The sequence below is a fragment of the Aureisphaera sp. genome (assembly GCF_059726885.1).
In genome coordinates this window covers 1,925,860-1,944,720 of record NZ_AP041051.1, presented here as the reverse complement: position 1 = coordinate 1,944,720, position 18,861 = coordinate 1,925,860, and the positions used below count along the sequence as shown (strand labels likewise).

Below are 18,861 nucleotides of genomic sequence, written 5' to 3'. Positions count from 1 at the left end.
TTGTCTATTCGGCTAGTCATTAAATTCGGCTAGCTCAAGCCTATATTTTCATTCATTTTACCAAAAGGAGTTGATGAAAAAAAATAAAAAGGGTAACAAAAATTGAATTTAGGAACAGGAACCCAGAAAATGAATATAAATATTAAAATCTGTTCTATGAAAACAAATTCTTTCGCATATGTTGTACTTCTGTTATTAGGAATAAGTACGGGTATATTTGGACAACAAGAAAACTCCAATTGGCATTTCGGCCATCGAGCCGGCCTAAGTTTCAACGGAGGCCCCACGGCCTTGTCTAGTGGTGAAACGACCAATGTTCACAATCATACAGCATCAATAAGTGACCAAAATGGAGAATTGCTCTTTTATACAGATGGCACCTCTGTTTGGAATTCCAATCATGAAGTTATAAGTAACGGTCTTAATGGTGGAGGTAGAACCGTAGCAATTGTACCTAGGCCAGGAGGGTGTGATGAGTACTACATCTTCACGGTTAATAACGATTATTTCTACTCTCTAGTAGATTTTAGCACAAACCCCTTAGGAGAGATTACGACAACCAATCAACCCTTAAACATTCTGCCATATACAGACTCTAGTGGTATCGTAAAGGATATTAATGAAAGGCCCAACCATATGGCAGTTGCGCAACATGCAAACGGGGATTCGTATTGGTTAATTCTAAATCCTTTTGACCACTTATTCACCGTATTAATAGACGGTGGAATTGGTGCTCCCAATGTAATCCAAGAATTTGAAACTTTAAACAGATATGGAATAGGTATTACAGGCACCTCTGGCATGAGCGTTTCACCAAATATGCAAAGTGTAGTTTATAGTACGCGCAGGCTGATGGAATTTCCTGGTGGTCAGACACAAGAATCATCAATGTTCTATTTACTAAATTTTGATAATAGTACGGGTAACTTTCTTGGGTTTCAAGCAAACATTGTTACCAGTGAGCTTCTAGGAACGCTGACATTATTTGAAGATTTTGAGTTTTCATCCAATAGCAATAATATATTTGCTCTCATCAATAATCGGGACAGAACTTACCGAATCGACCAAATTGACGCGGTAAACAGCATGAATCTTAATGTGATTGCATCTCCTATTGGATCGTTCAGTGGCCTCCAGGGAGCAAATCATCCAACAATTACTAGAGGTGTAGACGGAAGCATTTATGTGCCAAACGGCGATAGAATGCTACATTCAATAAACAATGCAGATATTAACTTTCCCAATGCCTCTTTAACAGAAAATGAGATAGATCTAGGCTCAGGGAACTATACAAATAAATTGCCTCAACAAGTTCAAATACAGCAAAATACTACTAGTAATTGTTGTCCATTAATTAGTGAAGCAGAACTGTCTTTTAATACTAGTACTGGATATATTCTATCGTGGGAGAATATACCTAATGCGACATATACCCTCGAATTTATTGTAGATTATAGTTGTTTCAGTTCGCCATTTCCACCATTAGACGGGAATACAGGAACTTTTACAACAACAAATAACTTTATAAGTCTTTCACACGATGTAACACCAGTAACAGGAGGTAGATCATGGAGATATCGAATAAAAACAGGAGATGATTGCGAATGGACAGAGTGGTGTTGTGTAGCTTACGGCCGAATAGATACTAGCTGCGATTCTACTAGTGATAGGGTAAATCATATAGCTAACCATGAAAATATTTTGGTGTATCCCAACCCAGCTAGTAATGAAGTTTCTATAGCTACAGATAAGACAAATATCACTTCAATTGAAATCTATAATATTCACGGAACCCCTGTAAAATCTGTTAATGAAATAAAAGCTTTACAGCATACTATAGATGTCACGAGATTAAAAATAGGTTATTACATTTTAAAAATCACGCTTCTTGATGGCACCACCCAATACAAGAATCTGATCTTGAAATAATTCCTGTTGAATCATTAGTTGAAAAGCTGATTATACAATAAATAGTCAGCTTTTTTACTCCTCAACTTAAAGCCGTCATGGCTCATACAGAAATCCACTATAAATTCTAAATTCTTATTATGAGACACTCAAAACAACTATGTTTAATTCTTAGCTTGTTTATATGTTCAATATTTAATTTATTCGGACAAAACCATTTACAGCTATTGGTAAAACAGCATATTGAACAAAACGCAACTAAATTCAATCTTAATAAAAATGATGTAAAAGAGTGGCGAATTTCAAGTCATCACGTGAGTAAACAAAGTGGTGTACATCATATTTACGGCATTCAACAATACAATGGTTTAGATATTTATCAAGCCACATTCAGCCTGCACCTGGCCAATAACGATAGTCAGGTAGTAGTCTACCATAACAATTTTCATCCGGGCTTGAAAAATAAAATAAAGAACACTTCCCTGATCCCTGGCATTTCAGCTACTGAGGCATTGCAACTTGCAATACAGAACCTCAATTTAAAGACAGATGCTACTATATCTGTAGTAAAAACAGTGTCAAATTCGGAGTTAGTGCTTGAGGCCAATGAGGTTTCGTCTTTGCCAATACAAGCAAAACTTGTATACTATCCCAACATTAAAAATGACTATGAACTGGTGTGGGATTTAACCATAGACGATTTCAAGGGCAACCACTTATGGAATGCTAAAATTGATGCTGTAACAGGAAAGTTGGTTGATAAAAAGGACATAATACTAAGCTGTTCATTTCATGACCATGCGCTAAAAGAAACGATAGTTTATGGCCCTAGAGAAGAAGTTAAAAATACATTTACTTCAATCACAGCGGACAATGTATATCAAGTTTACGCAATGCCTATAGAAAGTCCACATTTCGGAGATAGAACTATCGTAATTGGTCCCGAGGATGAAAATGCTTCTCAACAAGGTTGGACAACATTAAATAACGTACCTACAAACCAAACAAAAGGAAACAATGTTCATGCATATGAAGATCGTTTAGGAGAGAATATGGGCTCATCGGCGCAGTGTACAAGCGAAGGTTTCATATTTCCTCTGGATACAAATTACGAAAATGGAGGCAACTCAACTCCTGCAGCAATTACGAATTTATTTTATTGGACGAATCTCTGTCATGATGTTTGGTACCACTATGGTTTCGATGAAGCTAGCGGGAACTTTCAACATGTCAATTTTACACAACAAGGTGATGGGAATGATAGTTTATTGGCCGAAGCTCAAGATGCAATAGATGCTCCACCAATTTATTCTGGGGGAAATATTAATAGGTGTACAGCAAGTTATTTGCCAACAAATGATGGACTAAGTCCGAGAATTCAAATGAATATCTGTGGAGAAAGGGATAGCTCGCTGGACAATCTTGTTATTGCGCATGAATATGGGCATGGTATTTCTACCAGATTAGTGGGCGGAAGTGATGACTATAGTGCGTTTAACAGTAGTCTTGAACAAATGGGTGAAGGTTGGAGTGATTGGTTTGGATTAATGATGACTATGAAAACGGCAGACTTGGGCACCGACAATAGAACCGTAGGAACTTGGTTTAATGGTGATGCTCCTAATGGTAATGGCGAAAGAAACTATCCATATAGTACCGATATGACAGAAAGCCCCTATACGTATAATTATATTTCTCAAGCTCCTTTTCCCGGATATCAGCATCATGTTGGCTCGGTTTGGGCATCTATGCTCTGGGAACTTACATGGGAATTAATTGATGCTTATGGCTTCGACCCAGATTTGTACAATGGCACAGGTGGAAACAATATTGCTATGAAACTTGTAATAGAGGGGCTAAAATACACGAACACAAGTCTAGGGTTTGTAGATGCCAGAAATGGAATCTTAACCGCTGCAGAACTTCTTGAAGGTGGTAAATATGTATGTAATGTTTGGAGAGCGTTTGCCAAAAGAGGATTAGGCTATTCTGCATCACAAGGAAGCCACAATAGTTTAACCGATGGTAACGAAGCGTTTGACGTTCCCGAATGTATGAGTGCTTGTGACGGAGTTAATATTTCCATAATCAATGAAACAGAATTCCCGCTGTGTGAAGACGTTGATTATTATGGTTTTTTTCCATGGTTTGAAGTAGAAGTTGAAATTAATGTTCCACCTAGCTATACTTTTGACGATTTGGCCAACGACTATGCGAATAACAATATGACTCTTGATATAATTGACAAGACCAATGAAAACACAATAAGAACCATTAATTCTTACGAAATGAATTATGAGTCTTTCGAAAATGGTATATTTAAATTTAGTTTTCCCATAAGAACCTCACATTTCCTTTCTTCCGGATTTGAAGGAAATTATGACTTCCGAGCCAATGTAAATCTTACTACAGAAGACGGTACTATTTGTAGTGATATGGATCGTGAGTTCGGCATTTCTTTAGACAACTGCCCTGTATATACTTGTACATCAAATTATATCACTATAGAATCGGAAATTCCGGATTGCAGCGATTTGGATTCTCCTCTGAGTTTTGATGTTTGTGGCACATTTGTAGTGAGAGGAAACTACGAAGCAAATCATATTGATTTAGTCTTACAAGATGTTGCAGATCCTTCTAACAACTTTACAATAACAGACAACAATCCCCAACTTACAGGTGACATAGTTTTTGGTTTTCCAGGTGGTTTCGTTGGAGAATTTTGTTTTACGGTTAATGAAGAAGATTTTTCCATACTTGAAGGAAACTACGAAATTACAGCAATGCTTTTTACAACAATAGAAAATGAATTTTGTCGAGAAGTAAAAAGTCAAACCCTTAATTTCTCTTTTGATGGCTGTAGTAGAAAAAGGTCCAGAAATAGTACCGATGTATGGATTGAAGGCGATAAAATTTTATCTTGGAAAGGAACAGCATGGAAGTTGCAAAATGACGACGGTTTAGAATTGGATAAATCAAGGGTCGATTTAGTAACTGTTTTTCCAAATCCTGCAACAAGCCAAATAACAGTTTCCGCCAGTAATTCTAAATTAAGAGCAATAGAAATTTACGATGTGTACGGCAAACACATCGAAACTGTTGAAAGACTAGGCAATTATACCCAAAGCATACGTATTAACGAATATGCCACCGGACTCTATATCTTTAAAATTATCTTGGAAGACAATTCCACGGTAATGAAAAATGTAGTTCTAAAATAACCCTTGATAATTATCTCACAATGCTGATCAGGTTTAATTAGCTTCTTGTGAATAATATTCCAAACTAGGGTATAGACTTGAAAATAATTTTAAATATTTAGAAACCAGTAGTTGTCGAAATGATTAACTGCTGGTTTTTATTGTTCTTTGAAAAACAATATGACATTTTAAAAAACCAAAAAAGTCCTAAAAAAAGAGGGTGTAATAATACAATTTCAGGAGGAAACAGTTTAAAAATGAGTGTTTGAAATTGAGTATGGAATTGAAAGAAGTCCCATAGATGGAAAGGAAAGCGATTAATCCAATTTTTCCATTTCAGCTGGATATTCCTTTCTCTAATTATGGAATTCAACGTTCACGACACTTATTTTGTGAATAGTTGGTTCCATGTACTCCTAATTCCTGTTATTTTAATAGTCAGTATCTATCTTGGCATCCTTCTCTTATAGCGTTCGTTTCGTTAATTGAAAGAGGTCGTATCTAGATTTCAACTCCCAAATCGCCAGTTGGATGTCAAATTTTCGCTATTTTTGCGCCAGCAAAACACCAGCAACCAGCATGCAATACAAAAGAATCTTACTAAAACTTTCTGGGGAAGCCCTTATGGGAAACCGACAATATGGAATTGACCCCGAAAGACTCAAGGAATATGCCCAAGAAATAAAGGAAATTACCAACAAAGGGGTCGAAGTTGCGATCGTGATCGGTGGTGGAAATATTTTTAGGGGTGTGGCAGGAGCCAGTAAAGGAATGGACCGTGTACAAGGAGATCATATGGGCATGTTGGCAACGGTTATTAATGGTTTGGCATTACAAAGTGCCATGGAAGACGAGGGTATCCCAACCCGTTTGCAGAGTGCCATTAAAATAAATGAAGTAGCAGAGCCCTTCATTCGTCGTAAAGCCATTCGCCATCTGGAAAAAGGCCGTGTGGTGATTTTTGGAGGTGGTACTGGTAATCCGTATTTCACAACCGATAGTGCCGCAGTGCTAAGAGCCATAGAAATTGAAGCTGATGTTATTTTGAAAGGAACCCGTGTAGATGGTATTTACACCAGTGACCCAGAAAAAGACGACAAGGCAACAAAATTCGATTTTATCAGTTTTGATGAAGTATTGAAAAAGGGCTTGAAGGTTATGGATACAACTGCTTTTACTTTGAGTCAAGAAAACGAACTCCCCATAATTGTATTCGATATGAATACCAAAGGGAATTTGATGAAAGTGGTATCCGGGGAAAAAGTAGGGACCAAAGTGAACCTATAAGCAAGGACTTTTTTGGAACAATTGTTGCATTTCCGAAGAAAAATTTAACTTTGAGTATGGAAGAAGAAATTAAATTTATTATCGACAGCACCAAGGAATCAATGGGGAATGCCCTACTGCGCTTGGAAAAGAAGTTGGCAAATATTAGAGCCGGCAAGGCAAGTCCAGCGATGTTAAATGGTGTCATGGTAGATTATTATGGCAGTCAAACTCCTTTGGGCCAGGTCGCCAATGTAAACACCCCAGACGGAATGACGATCACTATTCAGCCTTGGGAAAAAGCCATGATTCCAGAAATAGAAAAGGGAATTCATGCTGCTAACCTTGGTTTCAATCCAATGAATAATGGGGAAAGCGTTATTATTAATGTTCCTCCATTAACCGAAGAACGGCGACGAGAACTGGCCAAGCAGGCAAAGGCCGAATCTGAAGAATCTAAAATTGGGGTTCGGAACGATAGGAAAAGTGCAAATAATGAAATTAAGGGACTGGATGTTAGCGATGACATGAAAAAGAACCTTGAAATCGATATTCAGGAAATGACAGATGCGCACATCAAAAAGATAGATGATATGTATGCGACGAAGGAGTCTGAAATCATGACGGTCTAATCTTTATGTCGTTAAACAAAATACAATAAAGCGGCCCCATTGCCGCTTTATTTATACCTTTATCCCAAATACCTCACATTGCGAATAGGCCTCCTTTTTTTATTACTTGTGTTAGGTTTGCCCCAGTTTTCCTATGGACAAACTGTTACCAATGCAAGCAATGATAGTATTCCAAAAACAAAGAAGGAAAGCCCATTTTCCAGTGGCTACTATCCACTTGGTTTTTTCGATGTAGATCTTCGATACTTCATAAAATACAACAATTACGAATCTTTCCGTTTGGGATTTGGTGGAATCACCAATGAACGACTATTCGAAAATTTCAAGGTAGGCGGATATGCTGCTTACGGTTTCAAGGATAAAAATTACAAGTACAGTTTGGGAGGCAACTTACGCCTACACCCGGAAACCAATACGTGGTGGGATCTCTATTACATTAACGATATCAGTGAAATTGGCAGTTTTGCCTATTTAACAGATGCCCGTGTCTATTCCGTTTTCGAACCGCGACGCATCAATGTTATTCAATTCTACAAATACCGTACTTGGCAAAGTAGCTTACAGCACGAATTTTCACCCAAAATCCTTTCTGAAATAAAGGTCTCCCGAACTAAAATAGATCAGATAGAGGATTATCAATTCTTTAAAGACGGTGAAACCTATAGAAATTATCACACCACAGAAGCGACACTTTCCTTTAGGATTAGCCCCAAGACTAAGTTTGTTACAGCAGATGATGGCAGGATCGAATATTTTGACGGATTCCCAAAAATTAGTGCACAGGTAACGCAGGGAATTAAAAACATTGCCAAGAGTGATTTCAATTATACCAAACTGGGATTGAAGTTAGACTACTACATAAAACGGACAGATTTGTCATCCAGCAATTTTTTATTGGAAGGCATGGCAGCTTTTGGGGACGTACCACTTACCCATTTGTTCCATTCCTATCCCAATGCCCCAACCAAGGATGAGATCTTGCAACGGTTTTCGGTAGCAGGGACACGTAGTTTTGAGACCATGTACTTTGGTGAGTTCTTCTCGGACCAACTCATCTTCTTTCAAGGAAAGCATAGCTTGCGTAGGTTTTATATTTCGGACACCTTTAAACCCGAGTTGGTATTCATTACGCGACATGCGATTGGGAATTTAAAAAATCCTGAAGAACATTTAGGAATTGCTTTTAACACCCTAAATGAACTCTATTCCGAATCAGGATTCGAGCTCAATAGAATCTTATTTGGTTTTGGATTGAGTTTCGCATACCGTTATGGATTTTATCACTTGCCTGATTTTGAGGACAACATTTCTTTCAAATTCACCTTCAACCTAAAAATATAACACCCTTTTAGCCCTTCAATCCTAGGTATTTTAATACCTTTGCGCGACTTTCAACTTTAGGGGTTTGAACAAGCTTTTTAGTATCGGATTTTGGAGTGCGGTAGCTCGGTTTATCCTTCGCAATAGGACCCTAATCATTATTGGCATAATTGGAGTAACGGTTTTCATGGCAATGCAATGGAAACACATGCGTTTTACCTACACCGAAGCCAACCTACTTCCCGACGATCACGAATTCAATAAAGAATATGTTCAGTTCCTGGACACCTTTGGGGAAGAAGGAAACTTAATCATACTGGGTGTAAAGGACTCCACCTTATTTCAACCAGAGGTATTCAAGGCCTGGTCCGACTTAGCCATGGAAATTTCCGGCTATGATGAAGTTGATGTCACTCTTTCCATTGGGGATCTTAAAAAATTGGAAAAACGGAATGATTCGGCAATTTTCGATTTAGTTCCTTTTATTCAGGACTCCGTATTGGATCAAGAAAAACTGGATCGATATAAGTACGAACTCTTCAACAAACTACCTTTTTACAGTGGTTTGGTGTACAGTCCAAACAAAAAATCGGTACGCACTGCGGTCTACCTAAAAAAGGACATTGTAAACACCCCCGCGAGAAAAGATTTTATTACCCTAGACCTCATTCCACTCATACAAGAATTTGAGGCCAAAACGAAGGTAAACGTGTATACCAGTGGAATGCCGTATATCCGCACCCTAAACTCACAAAACATTATTGATGAAATAGGGATGTTTATTGGTGCTGCCCTTCTAGTGACCTCACTGATCTTCTTTTTCTTCTTCAGATCCTTTAGGGCAACTTTCATTTCTATGGTTACGGTAATCATTGGGGTGATGTGGGCATTTGGGGTTCTTGGCCTTCTTAAATACGAGATCACAGTACTTACGGCACTCATTCCACCACTCATTATTGTAATTGGGATTCCCAATTGTATATTCCTTATCAATAAGTATCAGCAGGAAATAAAATTGCACGGTAATCAGGCCAAATCCCTGCAACGTGTCATTACCAAGGTGGGGAATGCCACCCTTATGACCAATGTGACAACGGCTTCCGGATTTGCCACATTTATCCTTACCAATAGTAAGTTGCTTAAGGAATTCGGTACCGTGGCTTCCATTAATATCATTGCCATTTTCTTATTGAGCCTGTTCATCATTCCTATTGTGTACAGCTATATGGCCGTTCCAAAATACAAGCATTTAAAACACCTTAACAAACGTTGGATAGGTCGATTTGTAAATTGGATGGAGCGCATGGTTCGTGAGCATCGCATAGCCATTTTTATAGTCACCATAGGTATGCTATGCGCGAGTATTATTGGAATAAACCAAATAAAGCTTTCCGGAAGTCTTATAGAAGATATGCCGAAAGGGAAAGAGTTTTACAGTGACATCAAATTCTTTGAAAAGGAATATGAAGGGATCATGCCCCTAGAAATACTTATCGACACCAAGCGCAAAAAAGGGGTGATGAAATTGGCCACCTTAAAGCGTATGGACGAACTGGAATCGTATATTGAAGAAATACCGGAACTTTCCAAAACCATTTCAGTGGTGGATTTAGTGAAGTATTCGAAACAGGCCTATTACAATAACAACCCAGAGTATTATCAGCTACCAAATAGCCAAGAAAGAACTTTTATTTTGTCGTACGCAAAGAATAGTGCCAACAGTACAAATTTGCTTTCCAGCTATGTAGATACTACTGGTCAGTACGCCAGGATAACCACGTTTATGAAGGATACGCAAACTCAGCGTTTTGACAGGATTGAAGAGGATTTGCGTGCTAAAATTGAAAAGATATTCCCGGCCGACAGGTACAATGTTTCCATTACCGGTAAGGCTTTCATTTTTGAGAAAGGAACCAAATACTTGGTAAATAACCTAGTTCTTTCACTTTCACTTGCTATTCTTTTGATTGCTGTATTCATGGCCTGGATGTTCCGAAATGTGAAGATGATATTGGTTTCCCTCATCCCAAATTTACTGCCCTTGCTTATCACGGCTGGATTAATGGGCTTCCTGGGTGTCCCCATCAAACCGTCGACTATATTGGTATTTAGTATTGCCTTTGGAATCTCGGTAGATGACACTATTCATTTTCTTGCCAAGTACAGACAAGAATTATTGGTGAACAACTGGAAAATTAAACGTTCGGTGTATGCGGCCCTCAAAGAAACCGGGGTTAGTATGTTCTATACGTCCATCGTATTGTTCTTTGGCTTCTCGGTATTTACCATTTCAAGTTTTGGAGGCACGGTAGCATTAGGCGCCCTTGTTTCTGCCACCCTGTTGTTTGCTATGTTAGCCAATTTATTACTTCTTCCGTCGCTATTGCTTTCTTTGGAACGAAATATTGCCAATCAGCAAACCCTCAAAAAACCGGCTCTTGAAATCCTTCCCCCTTCGACAGAAGATCCAGACGAATTTCAGAATTAAAAAAGTATCTTTACGGCCTATTTTTAGCTAAAAACTATCAACCATTTTTTCAGCACAAAAATGAAACGAGCGCAACAAAAAGAGATTATAGAACTTATTCAAAGCACACCATCTGCGGCCCAAATATCTGTTTCGGGATGGGTAAAGGCATTTCGCAGCAACCGCTTTATTGCATTAAATGATGGCTCTACCATCAAGAACATTCAATGTGTAGTCGATTTTGAAAATTTTGAAGAAGAGCTACTGAAAAAGGTAACTGTGGGCGCCGCCGTTCAGGTGGAAGGAACTTTGGTAGAAAGCCAAGGACAGGGACAGAATGTTGAAATTCAAGTTTCTAATATTGAAATTCTTGGGGAAGCTAATCCAGAAGATGTAAAGCTCACTATTTTATCCCCTAAGCGCCATACATTGGAGAAACTGAGGGAACAAGCGCATTTGCGGGTTCGTACCAATACCTTTGGTGCAGTGATGAGACTTCGTTCCAAATTGGCCTTTGCGGTACATGAATACTTCCAGAAAAATGGATTCTATTATATGCACTCCCCATTAATTACGGGTAGTGATGCCGAAGGTGCTGGGGAAATGTTTCGCGTAACAACCTTGGATGCCAAAAACCCTCCGCTTGCGGAAGATGGCTCGGTAGATTACAAACAGGATTTTTTCGGAAAGGAAACCAACCTAACCGTAAGTGGTCAATTGGAAGGTGAAACCTATGCCATGGGATGAGGAAAAATCTATACATTCGGCCCAACTTTTAGGGCAGAAAACTCCAATACTTCACGTCATTTAGCAGAATTCTGGATGATAGAACCCGAGATGGCGTTCTACGATCTTGATGACAATATGGATCTTGCAGAAGATTTCATTAAGTACGTTATTCAGTATGCATTGGATCACTGCCAGGACGATTTGGAGTTTTTGGAAAACCGTTTGATACAGGAAGACAAAAGCAAGCCGCAAGCAGAGCGCAGCGAAATGTCCTTGAGGGAAAAACTGCATTTTGTGGTAGACAATCAATTTAAAAGGGTTACTTATACAGAGGCCATAGATATTTTAAGAAATTCTAAGCCCAACAAAAAGAAGAAATTCAAATTCCCAATAGACCAATGGGGAGCAGACCTACAAAGTGAGCACGAGCGATTCTTGGTAGAAAAGCACTTTAAGTGCCCTGTGATCCTTTTTGACTATCCTGCCGATATAAAATCTTTCTATATGCGCCTGAATGATGATGAGAAGACCGTTCGTGCTATGGATGTCCTGTTTCCAGGAATTGGTGAAATTGTGGGAGGTTCCCAGCGTGAAGAGCGTTACGATGTCCTAAGGCAAAAGATGGAAGCCATGGACATTCCGGAAGATGAATTGTATTGGTATTTGGACTTGAGAAAGTACGGAACCTGTGTCCATAGTGGATTTGGACTTGGATTTGAGCGCTTGGTTCTATTCGTTACTGGAATGGGGAATATCCGGGATGTCATTCCATATCCCCGAACCCCAGGCAATGCAGAGTTCTAAATGCAATAAAAACCTCATAATATCCTATTAAATCCGTCTATCTTGTACCCTAAGTAGGCGGATTTTTTTAATTTTAACAACAAGTAGTCATTCTATGTTAAAACAACAATTAAATTTTAAACTATCCCAGAAACTTTCACCTCAGCAAATCCAGCTGATGAAGTTGATTCAATTGCCCACACAGGCATTCGAACAGCGGATTTCGCAAGAGCTTGAAGAAAACCCAGCTCTTGAAGGTGGGAAGGACGAAAAGGATACTTTAGATGATGAATTCAGTAATGATGAATTCGATGATTTTAACGACTCGGAATCCATTGAGACCGAAATAAATGTGGATGACTATTTAAGTGATGACGAAATTCCCAGCTATAAGCTCTCTGCCAATAACTATAGTGCAGACGACGAAGAAAAGCAAACCCCTTATGCCTCAGGAACCTCTTTCAACCAATACCTACTGCAACAACTAAATACCTATCGATTAAACGAAGAAGAAAAGGAAATTGCACAGTTTTTAGTGGGCAGTGTTGATGAAAGCGGTTACATACGCCGTGATCTACAGGATATAGTGGACGACTTGGCGTTTACGCAAAATGTCTATACTTCGGAAGGGAAAATTGAAGGAGTTCTTGCCATCGTACAAGAATTGGATCCTGCTGGAGTTGCTGCCAGAAACCTTCAAGAATGCCTTCTCCTTCAGTTGGATCGAAAAACGGATTCCCCTTCCGTAGAATTGGCTACCGAAATTATTAAGGAGGCGTTCGATCATTTTACGAAGAAGCATTACAAAAAACTACTTTCTAAGTTCGACATTAGTGAAGATGAATTGCGCGATGCGATTTCCGAAATTGAAGGATTGAACCCCAAACCTGGAGGAACGTATTCTGGCAATACCCGAATTATAGAGCATGTGGTACCCGATTTTGCCATTAAGATTATGGATGGGGAGTTGGAGCTTACACTTAACGGCAGAAATGCGCCAGAGCTACACGTTTCCAGAGAGTATACCAATATGCTAAAGGGGTACAAGGATGCTAAGGACAAATCGAAATCGCAAAAGGACGCCGTTCTTTTTATAAAACAAAAACTGGATGCTGCCAAATGGTTTATAGATGCCATTAAGCAGCGTCAGCAGACTCTATTTGTTACGATGAATGCTATTATGCATCATCAGGAAGAATATTTTCTTTCTGGTGATGAGCGTAAACTCAAGCCCATGATCTTAAAGGATATTGCCGATAAGATCGATATGGATGTTTCTACGGTATCCCGGGTGGCAAACAGTAAATATGTAGATACACCTTATGGTACTAAACTTATAAAGGACTTCTTCAGTGAATCCATGAAAAACGATCAAGGAGAAGACGTTTCCACTAAGGAAATAAAGAAAATCCTGGAGATTACCATAGGGGAAGAGGACAAGAAAAAACCATTAACGGACGACAAACTGGCGAAAATCCTGAAAGAGAAAGGGTACCCTATTGCGCGACGAACCGTTGCAAAATACAGGGAGCAATTGGACTTGCCTGTTGCCAGACTCCGAAAAGAAATTTGATGGATAGCTTCCTTCGCTTGGGCGCCTATGTCCTCCATCCTTTATTGATGCCTATACTGGGCACCGGGATTTATTTTTATGTAACACCAAGGTACATTGACCAACAGGTCATTCAAACAAAATTACTTGCAGTTTTTATCATCACCTTCCTAATTCCTATTGTATTCTACTTTTTACTAAAGAATTTAGGGTTAATTCAAACATCTCAGCTATCCGATGTAAAGGAGCGCAAGATTCCGCTGATGATTCAGTGCTTGCTTATGCTCTTGGTGGTGAAAATGGTCTTTGATCCTTATGATGCCCCAGAAATGTATTATTTCTATGTAGGCATTCTATTTTCAAGTATCTCGGCACTCATATTGGTTATGTTCAAAATCAAGGTGAGTTTACACCAAATTGGAATTGCAGGAACTACCATGTTTGTGATTGCCTTGAGCGTACATTTTCAGATTAATATGCTTTTGCTTATTGGCCTCTTATTATTCGGTAATGGTTGGGTAGCCTCTTCCCGTTTGGCCACTCATTCCCATACGCCCCCAGAATTGGTCCTGGGCCTTGTAATAGGGATCGTTCCCCAATTACTAATGCTACAATTCTGGTTATAGGATATAGAAAATAATCCCAAGTTTAAGGGTTCTGAAATCGATGCTTTCCCCAGTATCGACCGTTTTGGCATCTTTAAAATAAGGATTTATACTGTAGGAGGTATAGAAATTAAAAGTCCCATACCCAAAACTGAGATGAGCAGATAAGCGCATTCTATCGAACTCTGGAATATCCGTTTGACTCACTTGATTTCCTGCCTGTTTAAACCGCGCCCTATACCAATAGGTGTATCCTACCCGAAGTCCCGTGTAAATCCTCCAAAAGCGGAATTCTTCTGCAGTAGAAGTTCGCCACCTGAACTCGAAAGGAACTTCTATGGTGGCCGTGCTAAATCTATTACTATCGTAATCTATGGTATTATCGAGCACCCTGAAAATAGTCGATTCGTCCGGCTCTTCGCCAATGAAAAGGGTTTGGCCCATCTGATCAAAATTAAGGCCCAACCCAAGGGCCACAGCCATATTTCTTCGTTCATTAATGGGCATGTCCCGAAGGTATCCAAATTCGATACCACCCGACACTCCTTGAAGGTTTACTCCACTGGGCACGCTTGTTAAGAGGTTATAGGTGACACCAATATACAATTGATCCTCACGGTATGTATCGTCTATAAAGACACTGGCACCCTCCTCCTCTTCTTGCGCCCAACAAAAAGGGGTGTTTATAAATAAGAGAAGAAGGAAAAAGAATCTTTTATTCAAGGCCATAGGATAAAGATAGGAATTCTGTAAAACAAAAATCGCCTTGAGTTATCAAGGCGATTTTATATGGAAAGATATATAGAAATTAATTATCTACTTGGTTTCCTGGAGATGTAATGTAAATTACTTTATACATCTGCAATTCTCTCAATTCCTGTTTGATATCGGATATCAAACCAGTATTGGTCTCTTCATCTACTTTTAAAGCGACATTCACAGAACCCCTTAGCTCTTCCCTAAGCTTTTCCCTTGCTTCGGTAAGTGCTGCTGGTAATGCATCTATGCTTGTGTATTTATCCCCGATCTGTATTTTACCTTCGGTACCGTACTGTTTCTGGTAACGCGGACTTGGTTTTCCTGCGTAAATGAAAACAGAACGATCTTTCTGAAGCTTCTCTACCTGATCTCCTTTAGGCAATGTCTGCTGAACCAAAAGGTTTGTATCCCTTAGTACAGTTACTACCATAAAGAAGAATAAAAGCATAAATACAATATCTGGAAGTGACGCTGTGTTCACCGCTGGGATTTCTCCGCCTTTTTTCTTTTTAAACTTTGACATATATATTATACTTTTTTAAGATCCAGCCTTCTTAGGCTCCGCTTCAGATAATTTCAGAGGAATCATTGCTTGAATGTTCTTGATTTTCTCTTGAATATCATCTTTTCTCGATCCGGTGATTTGACCTTCGTCAATGGATTTTTTCATCTCCGTAAAGTCCCAGCCGTACAAACGTTGTGACTCTCTATTACGCAAGAAATTATATGCTGCTACCAATTCGTTCTGAACGGCGATATACATTCCATAGGAAGTCAATCGGTCATTCTGAACGGAGATTACAGCCTTGTCTGGATTATCCGATGAATCTGGAAGGCGATCTCCCTGACAATAATTACAATGCTCTGGAGAACCTGCTGGTGCCCCACCATTATCTATGAAGTCGATAGCGGCTTGACGCAGATCTTTAAGTTCCATCAGCTCTTCTTCCACCAACAATTGATCACTTCTGTTAACATTAACCACAAACAAGTTCTTTTGTTTTATGATTACGTCATCAGGAATATCTTCTTGTTTCGGTGGTAATTGTCTAGCAATCCCCTTGTCTTTTTCGATGGTTGTCGTAACCAGGAAAAAGATAAGCAGAAGGAATGCTATGTCTGCCATAGACCCCGCATTAACTTCGGGTGTTGATCTTCTAGCCATTTACTTACTTGTTAATTTTTTCATGCCACCCCATAACATAGCACCTATAGCTACGATAGCCAAGAAATAGAAGGCATAGAGCCCAGCTCCAACCCATCTTGAACCACTAGCCGACAGTACCTCATCGTCTTTCATTGGAGTCTCAACTCCTTGCGCCAATCCATATGCAATGGCTACAACAACCAAAAAGGCTCCAATAGATATTAGTGTCTTCTTTATGTTCCCTTGGGCAAGACCCTTGAGAACAAAGATCAATACGAATGCGAGTATGAGTGCAAAAACCACATACGCCACGTATAAGTATCCGTCTACTCCTTCTCCGGTGGCTTTTACCACTTCATCGCCTTTGGAAATGATCATTCCAAAGAATACGATACCTACCAGGCAGAGAATTATAGCGACAATCTTTATTATTTTATGTAATCCCATTGTATCTCTGTTGTTAGATTATTTTTTGTTTTTGTAGTCTACCAACATATCGATCAATGTGATAGAAGCATCCTCCATACTGTTTACGATGCTATCGATTTTAGCAATGATATAGTTATAGAAAATCTGAAGGATAATAGCTACAATAAGACCAAATACCGTAGTAAGAAGGGCTACTTTAATACCCCCTGCTACAAGTGATGGGTTCATATCTCCAGCTGCTTCAATTTTATCGAAAGCCTGAATCATCCCGATTACCGTACCCATGAAACCAAGCATTGGTGCCAAGGCGATAAATAAAGATACCCAAGATACATTCTTTTCTAACTGTCCCATTTGAACACCTCCATAAGATACTACTGCTTTCTCAGCTGCATCGATGCTCTCGTTGGCACGGTCTAGACCTTGATAGTATATGGAAGCAACAGGACCTTTTGTATTTCTACATACTTCCTTAGCAGCTTCGATTCCTCCACTGTTTAACGCATCCTCTACATTGTTGGCCAATTTCTGAGTGTTTGTAGTAGATAGGTTTAGATAAATAATTCTTTCAATAGCAATGGCTAGACCAAGAATTAAACACAATAATACAATTCCCATAAATCCAGGACCACCCTCGATAAAACGCTTTTTAAGCTCTTGGTGGAAACCTTCAGACTCTCCATCGGCATCCGAGGAAGCTCCGTCTTCTTGAACTATGGTAACTGTAGATGCCGTCACTAATGATTGTACGTTAGTTGGCACGGTTTGAGCAGCGTTTGCACTTGCGTTGTTGGTTCCCGCAAAAATCATGGCTGCAATTGCTAGAATAGAAAATAATTTTTTCATTGCTATCGACTTAAAGTTTGTTTTTAGTTAAAGGTTTAAAGATATAAAAATAATTAGTTATTGTACAATAATAATAAGATTCTACGGGGTTTCCCACAATATCCTTTCCAAAAATATATTTTAACACGATATCCTCCAATACATTACCTATAATTTATAAATGAAGAGGTTTCTACCCCATAGAATCGCGAATTCTTTGAAAACTACAATAAATAGAAAAAGCGGTATGGGTATTCCGTATATATTAAGGTATAGCTTATGGCCACTAAAAGCCATTTGAAGACAGAACGAAATATTCGTTTTTAAGCTATTTGGGCATTTCCTCCTTGATCACTTTCAAGGAATTCTGGTAGACCTCTTTCTCGAACCAAAAGCGATAGGTTTTGTTTTTCAATAGCTCCGTGTGGTTATCGGTCACAAAATCGGCAATATCCTCTAAGCCATTTTCATCGAAAATCACATAGTCGGCCGTGGGTTCGTTAACCTGCTGCGCAGTATTGGGCTTTAACTTGAAGTTCTTTTCCCTTAAATCGACCAATACCAAGGTTTCTACCGAAATGCAAAAATAACGGGCAATCTCGATTAGCTTCACAACCCGTGGTTCGCTGGCACCTTCGTAGGAGTTTATTTTTCCCCTGGTAAGATTGAACAGGGCACCAAACTCGGTTTGGCTTTTACCTGTAAGTTCCCGTAAATAGAATAGATTGGGTGCTATGTATGTCTTGATGTCGATTATTTATTCAATTAATTAGGATATGTATATAATTTTTTCAAACTTTGTTATTATGTACAATCCTTAAACAAAACTTACACAAATATAACACTAAAATACCTACCCCCGCAATAGCTGAATACCTATGATTACGGAACAAGAAAAGGAACTTATAAAGCAAGTTATCGGGAACAGGGCGCTTTCTGCCATCCATCAATTTTTCATACAAAAGAAGATCTTCCGAAAGGATGGCAGTCCTTACTCAAAAAGCCACATATCGAATGTGCTCAATGGGGGCATACCCCATCAAACCATCGAAGACGGCATTGCACAAGCCGCGTTGCATTACCAAGCACTTGCAGACAAGAAGGCGAAAGCCAAGGAAAGACTTATGGACCAACTGCAAAAAGGGTGCGATGGACGATCCTCTTGAACAGATACGAAAACGGCTGGATCGTACCGCCGTGTACTCGGGCATACTCCTTATTTGCCTTATTGTATTGTTA

15 protein-coding genes and 1 pseudogene are annotated in these 18,861 nt (G+C 39.2%); 10 read left to right on the top strand and 6 right to left on the bottom strand.

Going from position 1 to position 18,861, the window contains the following annotated elements:
* Positions 1-156: 156 nt before the first annotated feature.
* The 9 genes and pseudogenes from AC6JAD_RS08510 to AC6JAD_RS08470 all read left to right on the top strand — a co-directional run bounded on the left by AC6JAD_RS08510 (position 157) and on the right by AC6JAD_RS08470 (position 14,483).
* Complete coding sequence (locus AC6JAD_RS08510) at positions 157-1,929, top strand: T9SS type A sorting domain-containing protein (protein ID WP_461304813.1); 1,773 nt, start codon at positions 157-159, stop codon at positions 1,927-1,929.
* Positions 1,930-2,048: 119 nt separating this feature from the next.
* Positions 2,049-5,129, top strand: a complete 3,081-nt coding sequence (locus AC6JAD_RS08505) for a M36 family metallopeptidase (RefSeq protein WP_461304812.1) — start codon at positions 2,049-2,051, stop codon at positions 5,127-5,129.
* Between the two features lie 558 nt (positions 5,130-5,687).
* Positions 5,688-6,395, top strand: a complete 708-nt coding sequence (gene pyrH, locus AC6JAD_RS08500; RefSeq protein WP_461304811.1) for a UMP kinase — start codon at positions 5,688-5,690, stop codon at positions 6,393-6,395.
* A gap of 56 nt (positions 6,396-6,451) precedes the next feature.
* A complete protein-coding gene (gene frr / locus AC6JAD_RS08495) occupies positions 6,452-7,006 on the top strand; it encodes a ribosome recycling factor (RefSeq protein ID WP_461304810.1) in 555 nt (184 codons plus the stop codon).
* A 117-nt stretch (positions 7,007-7,123) separates the two neighbouring features.
* Positions 7,124-8,347, top strand: coding sequence for a DUF5686 family C-terminal domain-containing protein (locus AC6JAD_RS08490; protein WP_461304809.1), 1,224 nt, complete (start codon positions 7,124-7,126; stop codon positions 8,345-8,347).
* A 64-nt stretch (positions 8,348-8,411) separates the two neighbouring features.
* Entirely contained in the window at positions 8,412-10,814 is a 2,403-nt protein-coding gene (locus tag AC6JAD_RS08485) for an efflux RND transporter permease subunit (RefSeq protein WP_461304808.1), read from the top strand.
* Between the two features lie 60 nt (positions 10,815-10,874).
* A pseudogene (gene asnS / locus AC6JAD_RS08480) lies at positions 10,875-12,326 on the top strand (asparagine--tRNA ligase).
* Positions 12,327-12,420: 94 nt separating this feature from the next.
* Entirely contained in the window at positions 12,421-13,878 is a 1,458-nt protein-coding gene (gene rpoN, locus AC6JAD_RS08475; protein ID WP_461304806.1) for an RNA polymerase factor sigma-54, read from the top strand.
* The gene (locus AC6JAD_RS08470; RefSeq protein WP_461304805.1) at positions 13,878-14,483 is read left to right on the top strand and encodes a hypothetical protein; all 606 of its coding nucleotides are present in this window, start codon (positions 13,878-13,880) and stop codon (positions 14,481-14,483) included. Before rpoN ends, AC6JAD_RS08470 begins: the two co-directional genes overlap by 1 nt.
* On the opposite strand, the gene AC6JAD_RS08465 is transcribed toward AC6JAD_RS08470, so the two are convergent.
* The 6 genes from AC6JAD_RS08465 to AC6JAD_RS08440 form a co-directional block, all read right to left on the bottom strand.
* A complete protein-coding gene (locus AC6JAD_RS08465; protein ID WP_461304804.1) occupies positions 14,478-15,191 on the bottom strand; it encodes an outer membrane beta-barrel protein in 714 nt (237 codons plus the stop codon). The genes AC6JAD_RS08470 and AC6JAD_RS08465 overlap by 6 nt on opposite strands.
* Positions 15,192-15,270: 79 nt before the next feature.
* A complete protein-coding gene (locus AC6JAD_RS08460; RefSeq protein ID WP_461304803.1) occupies positions 15,271-15,744 on the bottom strand; it encodes an ExbD/TolR family protein in 474 nt (157 codons plus the stop codon).
* Positions 15,745-15,759: 15 nt separating this feature from the next.
* Positions 15,760-16,386: an ExbD/TolR family protein gene (locus AC6JAD_RS08455; protein ID WP_461304802.1), complete on the bottom strand. Its 627-nt coding sequence runs from the start codon at positions 16,384-16,386 to the stop codon at positions 15,760-15,762.
* Positions 16,387-16,815, bottom strand: a complete 429-nt coding sequence (locus AC6JAD_RS08450; protein ID WP_461304801.1) for a hypothetical protein — start codon at positions 16,813-16,815, stop codon at positions 16,387-16,389.
* 18 nt (positions 16,816-16,833) lie between these two features.
* Positions 16,834-17,643, bottom strand: coding sequence for a MotA/TolQ/ExbB proton channel family protein (locus AC6JAD_RS08445; protein WP_461304800.1), 810 nt, complete (start codon positions 17,641-17,643; stop codon positions 16,834-16,836).
* Between the two features lie 307 nt (positions 17,644-17,950).
* Positions 17,951-18,235, bottom strand: coding sequence for a hypothetical protein (locus AC6JAD_RS08440; protein WP_461304799.1), 285 nt, complete (start codon positions 18,233-18,235; stop codon positions 17,951-17,953).
* A 265-nt stretch (positions 18,236-18,500) separates the two neighbouring features.
* Here AC6JAD_RS08440 and AC6JAD_RS08435 point away from each other — a divergent pair, with 265 nt between their 5' ends.
* Positions 18,501-18,788: a hypothetical protein gene (locus AC6JAD_RS08435; RefSeq protein ID WP_461304798.1), complete on the top strand. Its 288-nt coding sequence runs from the start codon at positions 18,501-18,503 to the stop codon at positions 18,786-18,788.
* The last annotated feature ends 73 nt before the right edge of the window (positions 18,789-18,861 follow it).